A 12,512-nucleotide genomic window follows, 5' to 3' on the forward strand; every position below is an offset into this window, starting at 1 on the left:
GGCGCCCGGGTTCAGATGAAGGAGCTCCACCATGCAAACTTCCCAGCCGGTCGCGAGACGCGGCCAGCTCAACCAGTCTGACTATCGGGTGACCGCCCGGATCATCGGCGTGCTGTATCTCGCCGGCATGGCGATCGGCATTCCAGGCAACATCATCATCCAGTCCGTCCTGACCACACCGGGCGGTCTCGCGGCGATCGCCGCCGGCAGTCTGCTGCTGGCCGCTGGCGTGGTGTGTTGGCTGGCGACCGTGGCCGGTGATGCCGCGCACGGCGTGGTGATGTTCCCGGTCCTGAAACGCCACAGCGAGCGCACCGCGGTCGGCTATCTGGCCGCCAGGATCATCGACGCGACCTTCATCGCGGTGATGGCCTTGCTGATCATCATCCAAATCCCGATCGCTGCCGCCTTTGTGAGCGCGGGAGCTGCGGACACCTCCTACCTCCAGGCCTTGAGCACAGTGCTGACCGAGGCGAACTTGTACGCCTACGACTTCGCCATGACCACGCTCGGCGTGTCCGGGCTGATCTTGTGCGCCGCGCTCCTGCGGTCCGGGCTGATCCCGCGGCCGCTGGCCGTGTGGGGCCTCGTCGGGTACGCGGTGATCTTGGGCGGGTCGGTGCTGCAGATCTTCGGGCTCGACCTGATCTCGATCCACTCCATCCCGGGCGGCGTGTGGGAGATCTTCATCGGCGTCTGGCTGATCGCCAAGGGGTTCAACACGCCGACAGTCACACCCGGACCCGCCGTTCCCGTTTCTGGCCCGGCGCCGTCGAGGCTGGCGGGCACCACGCTCTAGCACCAGGACCCGTGGCCGAGCTCAACGTCGGGCCGCAATCCACGCCGCCAAGCGAGCCCGGCTTGCAGGGATGTTTCAGGGTCGGGCGGGTTGGCGTGGACCGTGGTGGTGGTGCTGGTGATCATCAGCGCGGCACCGCCGAGCATGGCGGCCGCCGATCGGCGCATGTTCAAGATCCTTCTTTCGTCATGCCGCCATGGGGCGTCTTCTGGACCTCGCCAGCGTGTAACTATCCGCAGCTCAGCGGTGATCATCGCCCCCTCACCCGTTGTCGGACTTCCGCTTCCGCGATACCGGCCAGTTTCGGTCATGGTGGGACATTCGAGATTCCAAGATCATCTGCCCAGGGAGGCGCATCGGAGTGGGACTAGCCGCGGCTCGACCAAACGGTGCGCCCGGGCCCATGACGGGCCGACCGTGACGCTGAAGCTGCGGCACCTGCTCGAAGGAGCTGCCGTGATCGCCGGCGCGGCGGCTGCCGCGAACGCCTACCGTCAAGTCCGTGACTGGGGCGCGTCGCCGACCGACCTGCGACTGTCGTTGCCCGGCGACCACCTGGTGCCGGACCCTGGGTTCGTCCGGACACGGGCCGTCTGCATCGACGCGGACCGCAGCGTGGTCTGGCGCTGGCTGATGCGTGCCGGAAGGCCGGTCGGCGGCTGGCTGCGCGGCCGATGGATGGGACAGTACGACGGGTTCAACCTCGCCGTCGCCGTCGCCGCCGCCGATCCGCCGAACGCGCTCGTCCTGGAACATTTGGGATCGGGACCGCCGGACGTGACCTGGGCCTTCGTGATCATCGAGGGGCCGGCCGATGGCTGCCGGCTGCTCGTCCGCACGCGGGCCCGCGCCCGGTCAGGCCTGCTCGGAAGCCTCCGCTTCGTCACGTTCCGCTGGCTGGATCCGGTCACCGTCGCGGCGATCCGCCGCCTGCTGCTCGACGTGAAGTACCAGGCCGAGGCGGCCCGCCTGGCCGAGACGTCTCGGCCGGACTGACGCAACGGTGCCAGGGTGCGGACGGCACCCTGGAACGGCGGGTGACGGACGCCGACCAGCTCCGTGAGGTCAAGGGCCGGCAGGTCCGCAAGGGCGAGAAGGCGATCGAGATCTTCGGCTTCGCCCAGAAGACGGTCCGCGACACCGGCGACCAGACTGCCGACATCACCGACGAGGCGGAGCGGGTCGTGACCTACTTCCCGGTGCTGAGCGTCTTCGACATCAATCAGACCGAGCCGATTGACTCCGCCAACGACCCGCTGGCCCATGCCGAAGCCCGGCTCAACGTCGACGACCCGGACGGGATCACCGAGGCAGCGACCGGCTGCCTCACCTCGCGTGGTTGGACTGTTGACCACAGGAGGATCCAGGGAGCCGACGCGGCTGCACGAAGCGGTCACGTGATCCTGCATGCCGACGAGCCGCCGGAGGAGTACCAGCAGCACCGGGGGATCGAGGAGACCGAAGCCGAATCCGTCGCCTACGCCGTCGCCGGCCTGCTCCGGCCCGACACCACGCCGACCAGCATCAGCTCGTTGCAGGCTGGTCGCACGGCGACACGGAGACCATCAAGAACACCGCGACACGCGTCAGGTTCGCCGCTCGGACACTGACAGAGGCCCTCACCGGCGACGGGGCAGGCCGCCGCCTGAGATCATTTCTGAGCCGCGGCCCGATCCGGACCACGGCTCAGTGCGTCCGGCTAGGGAGATCTCCATTCCGTTCCTGCAGTCCGTTGGCGTACGGCTTACGACGCCGTCATTGACGTCCGGCCCGGCTTGTGGTGCGGTGCCGGACGATCCCGAAGACGAGGGTGCCGACAAACAGGACCACTCCGACTACACCAAGCCAGATCAGGTTCGGTAGTGCGAACCCCACCACCGACAGCACAGCCCAGATGATGAGCAAGATGACGATGACCGTCCACATAGCGATCCACTCCTTCTCTTCGCAGGCTTGCGAAGGTCTGTTGTACGGCCCACTCCGCCGGTGGGCCGGCTGGTCAACTCACACGACGGCTGCGCAACGGGCGATGCGGAGCCCGACCCGCGGCGACGTGGCGCTGGCCACCAGTCGCTGGCCTCACGTACGGTCAGCGACCTTGGCTCCGGCGGCGACGCGTTTCGCGGTTGCGGTGGCGGCGATCGCGGCGTCCAGAGACTCGTAGGCTGCGTCGGCGCCAGCGAGGATTTCGCCGTCAGCGGCGGTCAGGCGCCATCGGAACTTGCCGCGATTGTCCTTGTAGATATCGAAGGTACCGGTCATCGTGGTTGTCCTGTTCAGGCGAGGTTGCGGGCGGCGGGGCAGTCGAACGGGTCCCTGGCGTGCAATCCGACCCGATTGAGATAGCGGACGATCCGCGCGTACGACGCCGGCAGGGTCGTTTCGAGGTAGGGAATCCTGGCTTGTCGACAGTGTTCGCGGACGATGATCGCGGCCCGGCGAAGGTGCGGGCGGGGCATGCTCGGGAACAGGTGATGCTCGATCTGGAAATTGAGCCCGCCCATCAGGGTGGTCGTACCGAAGCCGTGGATGTTGCGCGACGTGAGCACCTGCTTGCGGACGAAGTCGAGTTTGCTGCGTGCGGAGATGATCGGCATCCCCTTGTGGTTCGGCGCGAACGACATGCCCATGTAGAACCCGAACACCGCCAGTTGCACGCCGAGGAACGCCGCTCCCATTCCCGGGCCGAGGAGCAAGATCACGAACGCCGGATAGAGCGTCAGCCGTACCGTGATCAGGATCCGTTCCAAGATCGACGCGCGGCCCCTCCGACTGTATGCGCTGCGGACGGAGTCGACATGCAGCCCAAGCCCCGTCAACAGCAGCAAGGGAAAGAACAGGTAGCCCTGCCGGCGCGTGACCATCGCCCAGAGCCCCTTCTTGGCGCGGGCGTTGTCGGCGTCGAACGACAGCGCCTGCATGTCGATGTCGGGATCGCGGCCGATCTTGTTCGGATTGGCGTGATGCCGGCTGTGCTTGGACACCCACCAGGAATAGCTCAACCCGGTGATGCCGGTGCCCACCAGGAGTCCGGCAAGATCATTCTTGCGACCGGAGGCGAACACCTGCCGGTGTGCGGCCTCGTGGGCGAAGAACGCGAACTGGGTGAAGATCACGCCCAGCCCGGCCGCGATCAGCAGCTGGAACCAGGACTGGCCGATCAGGAACCCACCCGTCACGGCCAGCGCGAGACAGCCGCCGAGCACAGCCAGAAGCCCCAGATAGAAGCCACGACGACGGTTCAGCAGCCCTGCCTGCTGAACGGCACGAATCAGCGCCTGGTGACCGCCGTCCGCGCGGGCACGGAGGGTCGATGGTTTCGGTAGTGCGATCGTCGTCATCGGATCTCCCCCACAGTGCCTTGAGAGCGAGGGCTCTGGGGCGTCGGCCGACTGCCGCCCTCGTTCTCCCAATCGCCTTCCGCGCCGGACACGGCGGGCGGTTCGATCGTGTCGGTCAGATACGTCAGGATCTGTAGGGCCCGCAGCCGGTTGCCCTGGTCGGCGGCCACATTCATCGCGGCTGTGGCGACGTCACGTCGCGTCGCGGCGGGCACGACCAGGAGATCGATCCGGCCACTCACGAAGGTCGAACTGAACGCCGTCAGTAATCCCGAGGGATGGCTGTCGAAGTAGGCCAGCCGGATGATCCGGCCCGCCAGCCCGAGCAGGTGCGGAAAGTGGGTCCAGTCACCGCGATGAAGCACGACCCGTAACACCGGACCATGAAGATGATCAAGAGCCAGAATCAGACCCGGCAACTCCGCCACCGGGTTCGATGAGCGAGGCCACCACCCGCCGTCCAGAAGACCGTACGGGCTGATCGTGTCGCGCAACCGGAGCCGCGGAACCGACGGCTCGGCAACGGCGGTCGTCACCGTGTTTCGGTCGCTGTCAAAGGTCATGGGAGTCCTCCTGAGGAGGACGGACGATTCGTGCACGATCTGAACTGGCCGCCTGGCCAGTGCTTGGCCGATCGTCGACGCCTGGGAGGAGACGCCGGGTGGTGTGACGCCGGAGTCCGTGCCATCGCGTCCGCCCTCATCGTGGCCGGCCTGGCTGGCATCTCAAGACGGGATGCCGTCGATTCCGGAACTGTTCAGAGTCTATGCCTCGGGACCAAAGCGGATCCGGTGTCGGCGGCTTGGTGCGGTGGGCCGGTCTGGCCCAGGCCTCTGGCTGGCGGACGGATAGCTCGGCCCTGGATTGACCATGATTTCGTGGGTCCAAAAGGTCTTACGAACTTCGCCGCGTCCCCAGAGGCACCGGCCGTGAGGTCCCTTGAGGTCTGGGGACCTGTGTGCTCGCCGTCGACGACGGCAAAGCGCGAATCCGAGACGGGTGCTCGGTCAAACCGTCAGTGCGAGGAACGCGTGCCCCGAAGCCCCCGACATGCCGGGCCGCGCGGCCCTCGTCTTTCGACAGATGGCGAAGGGAAACGACCTTGGTCATGGTCCAGAACCACCACACGACACCCGTCATCCGGGTCCGCGTATCCGACAACCTAGACCTGTGTTCAGCCATCCGTCAACGCGTTCAATTGCGCGGTTCAATCGGGCGGGGAACCAAGCCGGGGTTGAGGTGTGGGCCGGCTACCGCGATTCCCGGCGGCCCGGGAGGGAATCCGCAGAGGAGGAACACGAGCACGGCAGGGCCGGCGGCGAGTAGTACGGCAATGATGATCTTGGTCTAGATCGCTTCCGCCCGGGTAAGGGGATGCCCGAGCCAACGGCCACCAGGTATCGGAGTCGTTCGCGATGCAGACGAGGATCAAGATCAACAAGCTCGCCGACGAAGTCGGGCCCTCGCCACCCATCAGCCGAGGATAGCGACCCCACCAGGTTGCAGTCCTCGATCTGGTTGGGTCGACCGGTAGCCTTTTCGCCCATGGATTCCGGTGATCTTGCCATCGGCGGACTGCCTGGCTCCTAGGCCCGGCCTAGTGGTGGCTCACTGGCTCGGGCCGCTTCATGATCAACGTGTGACCTCCGCCTGGTCACTCGCACCGTGCGCCGCAGTAAGCGGGAGCGGTGCTCGGAGGCGTGGGTGGACCAGGCCCCCAAACGTCTGGTCCCCCGCAGTACGCCCATCCGTCTGTCGACGTGCTGGCGCGCGGCATCGCCGCGCGCGTTGCGATCCAACTGATGAGGAGTTGGAGTTGATCTTGGGCGTTGGTGCCGGGGTCGGCGGTGTAGGCGACGAGGACGAGATCGTCGGCGGGGAGTTCGAGGGCGTTGCCGGTGAGTTGGATGTCGCCGACGATGCGGTTGTGCAGGGTCTTGCGGGCGGTGCGGTGGAGGCGGACGTTCTGTTTGGCCCAGCGGGTGGCGAAGTCGTCGCTGCGCGTGGACAGTTCGCCGACGAGGTCGCTGAGGGCGCGGTTGCGCGGGTCGCGGCCGGCTTGGGTTCGGAGTGAGCCAGCGAGGTCGTCGGCGACTTGGTCCCATTCGAGGTAGACGTCTCGGGCTTGGGGGTCGAGGAACAGGAACCGGGCCAAGTTCACAGGAAGCTTGTCGTCATCGAGCGCGCCACCATAGAGGGCCTGGCACAGTTCGTTGGCCGCGAGGATGTCCATGGTCGGCGTGCGGACGTAGGCCGGGACACCGGTGAGCCCGTCGACGATGGTGCGCACAGCGGGCCGGAGGCCGGGCTGTTTCGGCCGGGCAGACCGGCGAGCGGCCGGAGCGGCTGGGGTGGCGCGGGCGAGGTCGAGCAGGTGCTGGTACTCGGCTTCATCGAGCTTCAGGGCGCGGGCGACGGCTTCGAGGACGGCGTCGGAGGCTCCGGCGAGGTGGCCGCGTTCCAGGCGGGCGTAGTAGTCGACACTGACGCCGGCCAGCATGGCGACTTCTTCGCGGCGTAGCCCGGTGACGCGGCGGCGGTCGCCGAAGGTGGGCAGTCCGGCCTGTTCCGGGGTCAGCCGGGAGCGGCGGCTGGTCAGGAATTCCTGGATGTCCTTGCGGCGGTCCACGCTTCTGACGGTACGGGCACCGGTCAGAGCCTTACCAGGGACTGGCAGTACATGGCACGGCAGTCACTGGTACCGGTCCAGCCCGCGTCGTTGGATGGGGTGTCATCGAGCAGAGAGGCACACAGCCACCATGGAACAGGTACGACTCGGATCGTCGGGGTTGAAGGTCAGCCGGCTCGCGCTGGGCTGCATGAGTTTCGGCGACGGCTCCCGAATGCCGTGGGCGTTGGGCGACGAGGCCGGCGAGCCGATCTTCCGGCAGGCGATCGAGCTGGGCATCAACTTCTGGGACACCGCCAACATCTACGGCTACGGCAGCTCGGAGGAAATCGTCGGCCGGGCCCTGCGCAAGTACACCAACCGGGACGACATCGTGCTGGCCACCAAGCTGTTCCAGCCGATGAACGACGGCCCCGGTGGCGGCGGATTGTCGCGGCGGGCCGTGTTCGAGCAGGTGGAGGCGTCGCTGCGCCGGCTGGGCACCGACTACATCGACCTCTATCAGATTCACCGGTTCGACCCGGACACGCCGATCGAGGAGACGATGGAGGCACTGCACGACGTCGTGAAGGCGGGCAAGGTCCGCTACCTCGGCGCCTCATCGATGTGGGCCTGGCAATTCGCCACGATGCAGCACGCCGCCGACCTCGGCGGCTGGACCCGCTTCGTCACCATGCAGGACCAGTACAGCCTGCTCGCCCGCGAGGAAGAGCGGGAGATGTTCGGGCTGCTCGCCCGCCAGGGCGTCGGCTCGATCCCGTGGAGCCCGCTCGCGGCCGGCCGGCTCGCCCGCCCGTGGGGCCGGGGCGGCACCGAACGCTCGGCCAAGAACCCCGACGTCGACATGTACGGCCGGCCGCTGTTCCTGGACAGCGATGCCGCGATCGTTGACGCCGTCCAGCAGGTCGCGGAGAACCGTGGTGTGCCGATGGCCCAGGTCGCGCTGGCCTGGGTGCTGCACAACCCAGTGGTGACCGCGCCGATCATCGGCTCCACCAAGCCGCACCATCTCACCGACGCGGTGGCCGCGCTCGACCTCGACCTCACCGAGGAAGAGATCACCGCCCTGGAACAGCACTACGTTCCACGCCACCCCACTTACTACCGCTGAACCCCAACCACGCAAGGAATCGGACCATGATCAAACGCACCCTCGGCCACGGGCTCGACGTGTCCGCGCTCGGCCTCGGATGCATGGGCCTCAGCCACGGGTACGGCCAGCCGGTCGACGACAGCGACGGGATCGCGTTGATCCGTGACGCCGTCGACCGTGGTGTCACCTTCTTCGACACGGCCCAGGTTTACGGCCCCTACACCAACGAAGAACTCGTCGGCAAAGCGCTCGCTCCAGTCCGGGACCAGGTGGTGATCGCCACCAAGTTCGGCTTCGGCATCACACCCGGCCAGCCGAACACCCTGAACAGCCGACCGGACCACATCGTCGAAACCGTCGACGCCTCGCTGCAACGGCTCGGCGTCGACCGGATCGACCTGCTCTACCAGCACCGCGTCGACCCGGACGTGGCGATGGAAGACGTTGCCGGCACCGTCAAGGACCTGATCACCGCCGGCAAGGTCGGCCACTTCGGACTGTCCGAGGCCGGCGTCGACGCGATCCGCCGTGCCCACGCCGTCCAGCCGGTCGCGGCGCTGCAGAGCGAGTATTCGCTGTGGTGGCGCGAACCCGAAACCGAGATCCTGCCGACCCTGGCCGAACTCGGCATCGGGCTGGTGCCGTTCAGCCCGCTCGGCAAGGGCTTCCTCACCGGCACCGTCACCACCGACACCCAGTTCGGAGCTGGCGACGTCCGCAACCGGCTACCCCGCTTCACCCAGCCGGTCGAGGACGCCGACCAGGCCCTGGTCGAGCTGCTCACCACCATCGGCCAGCGCAACGAGGCCACGGCGGCCCAGGTCGCCCTGGCCTGGCTCCTGGCCCAGCAGCCGTGGATCGTGCCGATCCCCGGCACCACCAAGCTCCACCGGCTCGCCGAGAACACCGCCGCTGCCGCCCTCGACCTGACCGCCGACGAGCTGGACCAGATCACCACCGCCGCAGACCGGATCGACACGACCCGCGACCGCTACCCGGCCGAAATGCAGGCCTGGATCAACCGCTGATGCTGACCCGACGAGCCCTCCTCACCAGCGCCCTCCTCGCCGGCTCGACAGCCTGCACCAACGGGCCAGACCCGACGGAACCCAGCACCCAACCCGGCTCACCCCGCCCAACCCCCTCCGGCTCGCCGTCACCCGGCGGCGCCGCCGGCCGGGTGCTGCTTGCTTGTCTACTTCTCCCGTCCGGGCGAGAACTACTACTACGGCGGCCGCCGCAACCTGCAGACCGGCAACACCGAAGTCCTCGCCGGCATCATCTCCGAAATGATCACCTGCGATACCCACCGCATCGAAGCCGCCGACCCCTACCCGGACAGCTACGACGCCACCGTGCAACGCAACCAGACCGAACAGAACGCCGACGCCAGACCCGCCATCGCCAACCCGCGGGCCACGATCGACGGCTACCGGCACGTCCTGCTCGGCAGCCCGATCTGGAACACCCGACCCCCGATGATCATGACCACGTTCGCCGAAGCCCACGACTTCACCGGCATCGAAGTCCACCCCTTCGTCACCTACGCCATCAGCGGCCTCGGCAGCACCGAAGACGTCTACACCACCGCCTGCACCGGAGCCCAAATCAGCCCCGGCCTCGCCATCCAAGGCGAAGAAGTCACCCAACACCGTGGCGACGTCGAGACCTGGCTTCGCGAACGCAGACTTCTCAACTGACCCGATGCGGTGCTGGGTGGATGGTGGCCCGAGGGGCACTCGGCGCATGCTAGAAGGTTGCAGGTTCGAATCCTGCCGGGCGCGCCAGACGAAGCGGCGGTTGACCAGTTCTACGGCGTGATCACTCTCATGCTGATCATGTCCCGGATCCGTCCGGATCAGTGACCACACCCCAGTCGACAGCCATGGTCGCTCCCAGGGCGACCATCTCGGCCCGTCCCTCGGCGGCACGGTCCGGCAGCAGCAGCAAGGTGCACGCCCGCTCGAAGCGGGCACCGATCCCGGCGTACAGGTCGGCTGCCTCGGTGTAGGCCGAGAGGTTGCCGGTCAGTCTGCCTTCCGCGCGGAGCATGCCGGCAGCCGCCCAGTCGCTGATCGCCCGGACGGACCCGGCGGCTGCCAGGAGGTCGGCGGCCGCCGGCAGGCCGGCCACGACCGCGAGTTCGACGCCAGCGACCTTGGCGTACTGCGCGTACCAGGGCCCGGGCAGGTCGGCGACGGCACGGCCCACCAGGTCCTGCACGTCCGCGGCCGATCCACGATGGATCGCCAAGCGGGCGTCGACGTAGGCGTCGATGGCGGCCAGGTGCGGAACCTCGGCCGCATCGGTGACCCTCGCGATCTCCAGTGCGCGTGCCCGCCAGGTGTCCTCAGCTTTCGTCTGCCCGAGCAGGCCGTGGGCCAGCGCAGCCGCGGCCGCGTGCGGCGACATCCAGCGCCGTGGCGGTGAGCCGCTGCGGATCCAGTTCTCCCACTGTGATTCCGCGACGCCGGTGGCCTCGGCAAACCGGCCGGTGCAGCTGAGGGCGAGCACCTTACTGGCGTCCAGGAGCGGGTACGAGCCGGCCAGCACGGCCGCGTAGTCGGCGGCACCGACTGCGTGAACGGCTGCCATCAGCAGGGCATCCTCGACCTCGAGGTCCGCGTACGGTTCGTGCCGAGGGATCTCGGCCAGCAGGGGCAGCCGTTGCTGGGCGATCAGGTGGGCCTCCCTCAGCCGGCCTTCGCCGGCGACCGCCGCCCCGAGAGCGTCGAGAGCTCCCAGGAGGAGCACCGGGTCGCCGGAGTCCCGGCCGGCGTCCACGGCGACCTGAGCCAACGCGGCGTCGGGAGCTGGATGCGTGAGGTCGGGGGCCGCATTCCAGGCGCGCGCGGTCTCGATCATCGCCCGGGTCGTGGGATCGCCTGCGTCGTCGAAAAGCTCCCGCGCCGTCGCCAGCAGCGCCGTCATACGGTCGGCGGTGACGTCGGTGTGCTCGGCGCCGTGGCGATGCATCAAACTCACCGAGAGTGCCAGCGCCTGAGCGCGAACGTTCGGATCATCGCCCGCGCGCTCGGCGGCGGCCAGGAGGTGTCGGCTCGCCCGGGTCCGGCCGGAGACGTTCAGGGCGGCCGCGGCCGCGTTCCGACTGTCCAGCAACGCTTCCGCTGCCGTCGGAGCGCACGCTGCCGCGGTCAGATAGTGCTGCTCGGCCTCTGCGAAGAACCTCCGGGCGAACGTCAAGCACCCCAGTCCTCGCGCCAGTCGATGCGTCAGCGGCTGGCCATCGGCGTCGCCGGCGGCCAGAGCGGCGCGAAGGTCGTCCGCGACCGCGTCGAAATCGCTCTCCCAGCGGCCGTCCAGGCGGTCTCGCAGGTCGTCCGCCACGGAGAGCGCCCACCGGCGGTGCCGGGCGAGCGTGTCGGCGTACTCCCGACTGGCGTGCAGTTGCTCGACCGCGTACGCACGAATGGTCGCCAGCATCCGCCACCGGCCGCCGGCCTGGGCCGGGATCAGCAAGCTCTGGTCAGCCAACCGGCCGAGAAGGTCCGCCGCCGAGGCCGATTCCAGCTCGGCGACCGCGGCCACAGCCGCAAGATCGAACCCGCCGGCGAACACCCCCAGCCGCCGGAGCAATCGCTGTTCCTCAGCATCCAGCAGGTCATGACTCCAGCCGATGACCGAACGCAGGGACCGATGCCGCACCGTCGAACCGCGACCACCCGCAAGAAGCCGCAAGGAGTCTCCCAGGCCCACGATCAGGCCGAGCTCCCCGATCGCCCGCCGCCGCGCTGCCGCCAGTTCGATCGCGAGCGGCAACCCGTCCAGTCGAGCACACAGCTCGGCCACCACCGTTGGATCGGTGGCGTCGTCCGGACCCACTGCCGCGGCCCGATCGGCGAACAATTGCTCGGCGTCCGAGTCCAGCGGAAGCGGCCCTAGGTGATAGGTCTGTTCGCCCGGGATCGCGAGCCGCTCCCTGCTGGTCGCAAGGATCGTCGTGCCAGGACTGGCAGCCAGTACGACGTCCGCGAAGGCGGCGACCCCGTCCACCACGTGCTCGCAGTTGTCCAACACCAGCAGGAAGGGACCCCGCTCGAGCCGGCCGATGATCGCGGCCTCCAGGGACCGACCCGGACTCTCGGCCACCTCCAGCGCAGCCGCCACCGCCTGTGGAACCGAGCCATCCTGCGCCGGTACGAGATCGACGAACACCCCGCCGAACGGGTACGTCGGACCCGCCGCCTCCGCCACCACCGTGGCCAGCCGGGTCTTGCCGACGCCGCCCGGCCCGACCAGCGTCACCAGGGGAGCAGACGCGAGCAGGTCCAGCAGCTCGGCCCGTTCGCTGACCCGCCCGACGAAGGAGGTCCGGGCCGGCGGCAGGCCGATGATCATTCCCGGAGTCGGCGCGCCACCCGCAGCGCCGGTACCGGACAGCGCCGCCAACTCGCCGCGGCTGCTCACGCCGTACTTGCGCAGCAGCGAGGAGACATGGCCCTCGACGGTGCGGATCGAGATGTGCAGACGGTTCGCGATCCGAGCGTTCGACAGCCCCGCTCCGAGCGCGGCGAGGACCTCCGCCTCACGCCCGGACGGTTCGGTCACTGGACTCCTGGTCACGGCCTCATCATGCCCCGCTCCAGCCCGCGGACGGCCGCCCGACCGGGTGCCGAACGCGTGGTGCGC

At 68.4% G+C, this 12,512-nt stretch carries 12 protein-coding genes; 6 read left to right on the forward strand and 6 right to left on the reverse strand.

Going from position 1 to position 12,512, the window contains the following annotated elements; genetic code table 11:
* Positions 1-31: 31 nt before the first annotated feature.
* The 3 genes from AC6CCG_RS11070 (at position 32) to AC6CCG_RS11080 (ending at position 2,409) form a co-directional block, all read left to right on the forward strand.
* Positions 32-799 (forward strand): DUF4386 domain-containing protein, encoded by a 768-nt coding sequence (locus AC6CCG_RS11070; RefSeq protein WP_496654592.1) that lies wholly within the window; start codon positions 32-34, stop codon positions 797-799.
* Positions 800-1,216: 417 nt separating this feature from the next.
* On the forward strand, positions 1,217-1,795 hold the full coding sequence (locus tag AC6CCG_RS11075) for a hypothetical protein (RefSeq protein WP_496654593.1): 579 nt from the start codon (positions 1,217-1,219) through the stop codon (positions 1,793-1,795).
* 41 nt (positions 1,796-1,836) lie between these two features.
* Positions 1,837-2,409 carry a hypothetical protein gene (locus tag AC6CCG_RS11080; protein WP_496654594.1) on the forward strand — a complete coding sequence of 191 codons (573 nt, stop codon included), beginning with the start codon at positions 1,837-1,839 and terminating at the stop codon, positions 2,407-2,409.
* A 145-nt stretch (positions 2,410-2,554) separates the two neighbouring features.
* On the opposite strand, the gene AC6CCG_RS11085 is transcribed toward AC6CCG_RS11080, so the two are convergent.
* The 5 genes from AC6CCG_RS11085 to AC6CCG_RS11105 form a co-directional block, all read right to left on the reverse strand.
* Positions 2,555-2,725: a hypothetical protein gene (locus tag AC6CCG_RS11085; protein WP_496654595.1), complete on the reverse strand. Its 171-nt coding sequence runs from the start codon at positions 2,723-2,725 to the stop codon at positions 2,555-2,557.
* A gap of 153 nt (positions 2,726-2,878) precedes the next feature.
* Complete coding sequence (locus AC6CCG_RS11090; RefSeq protein ID WP_496654596.1) at positions 2,879-3,061, reverse strand: YegP family protein; 183 nt, start codon at positions 3,059-3,061, stop codon at positions 2,879-2,881.
* A gap of 14 nt (positions 3,062-3,075) precedes the next feature.
* Positions 3,076-4,140, reverse strand: coding sequence for a fatty acid desaturase family protein (locus AC6CCG_RS11095; protein WP_496654597.1), 1,065 nt, complete (start codon positions 4,138-4,140; stop codon positions 3,076-3,078).
* Positions 4,137-4,703 carry a DUF5994 family protein gene (locus AC6CCG_RS11100; protein ID WP_496654598.1) on the reverse strand — a complete coding sequence of 189 codons (567 nt, stop codon included), beginning with the start codon at positions 4,701-4,703 and terminating at the stop codon, positions 4,137-4,139. The genes AC6CCG_RS11095 and AC6CCG_RS11100 overlap by 4 nt, the downstream gene beginning before the upstream one ends.
* 1,091 nt (positions 4,704-5,794) lie before the next feature.
* On the reverse strand, positions 5,795-6,769 hold the full coding sequence (locus AC6CCG_RS11105; protein ID WP_496654599.1) for a helix-turn-helix domain-containing protein: 975 nt from the start codon (positions 6,767-6,769) through the stop codon (positions 5,795-5,797).
* A gap of 130 nt (positions 6,770-6,899) precedes the next feature.
* Between AC6CCG_RS11105 and AC6CCG_RS11110 the strand changes: the two genes are divergently transcribed.
* The 3 genes from AC6CCG_RS11110 to AC6CCG_RS11120 all read left to right on the forward strand — a co-directional run bounded on the left by AC6CCG_RS11110 (position 6,900) and on the right by AC6CCG_RS11120 (position 9,562).
* Positions 6,900-7,880, forward strand: a complete 981-nt coding sequence (locus AC6CCG_RS11110) for an aldo/keto reductase (RefSeq protein WP_496654600.1) — start codon at positions 6,900-6,902, stop codon at positions 7,878-7,880.
* 26 nt (positions 7,881-7,906) lie between these two features.
* A complete protein-coding gene (locus tag AC6CCG_RS11115) occupies positions 7,907-8,890 on the forward strand; it encodes an aldo/keto reductase (protein ID WP_496654601.1) in 984 nt (327 codons plus the stop codon).
* Between the two features lie 159 nt (positions 8,891-9,049).
* On the forward strand, positions 9,050-9,562 hold the full coding sequence (locus AC6CCG_RS11120) for a flavodoxin (RefSeq protein WP_496654602.1): 513 nt from the start codon (positions 9,050-9,052) through the stop codon (positions 9,560-9,562).
* A gap of 136 nt (positions 9,563-9,698) precedes the next feature.
* On the opposite strand, the gene AC6CCG_RS11125 is transcribed toward AC6CCG_RS11120, so the two are convergent.
* Entirely contained in the window at positions 9,699-12,446 is a 2,748-nt protein-coding gene (locus tag AC6CCG_RS11125; RefSeq protein WP_496654603.1) for an ATP-binding protein, read from the reverse strand.
* Positions 12,447-12,512 lie beyond the last annotated feature (66 nt).

Source organism: Microlunatus sp. YIM B11417 (genome assembly GCF_059617205.1).

Excerpts from the sequence above, each read along its gene's own strand:
- AC6CCG_RS11100 (WP_496654598.1), bottom strand. The coding sequence starts at position 4,703 with ATGACCTTTGACAGCGACCGAAACACGGTGACGACCGCCGTTGCCGAG.
- AC6CCG_RS11095 (WP_496654597.1), bottom strand. The coding sequence starts at position 4,140 with ATGACGACGATCGCACTACCGAAACCATCGACCCTCCGTGCCCGCGCG.
- AC6CCG_RS11110 (WP_496654600.1), top strand. The coding sequence starts at position 6,900 with ATGGAACAGGTACGACTCGGATCGTCGGGGTTGAAGGTCAGCCGGCTC.
- AC6CCG_RS11070 (WP_496654592.1), top strand. The coding sequence starts at position 32 with ATGCAAACTTCCCAGCCGGTCGCGAGACGCGGCCAGCTCAACCAGTCT.
- AC6CCG_RS11085 (WP_496654595.1), bottom strand. The coding sequence starts at position 2,725 with ATGTGGACGGTCATCGTCATCTTGCTCATCATCTGGGCTGTGCTGTCG.
- AC6CCG_RS11115 (WP_496654601.1), top strand. The coding sequence starts at position 7,907 with ATGATCAAACGCACCCTCGGCCACGGGCTCGACGTGTCCGCGCTCGGC.
- AC6CCG_RS11090 (WP_496654596.1), bottom strand. The coding sequence starts at position 3,061 with ATGACCGGTACCTTCGATATCTACAAGGACAATCGCGGCAAGTTCCGA.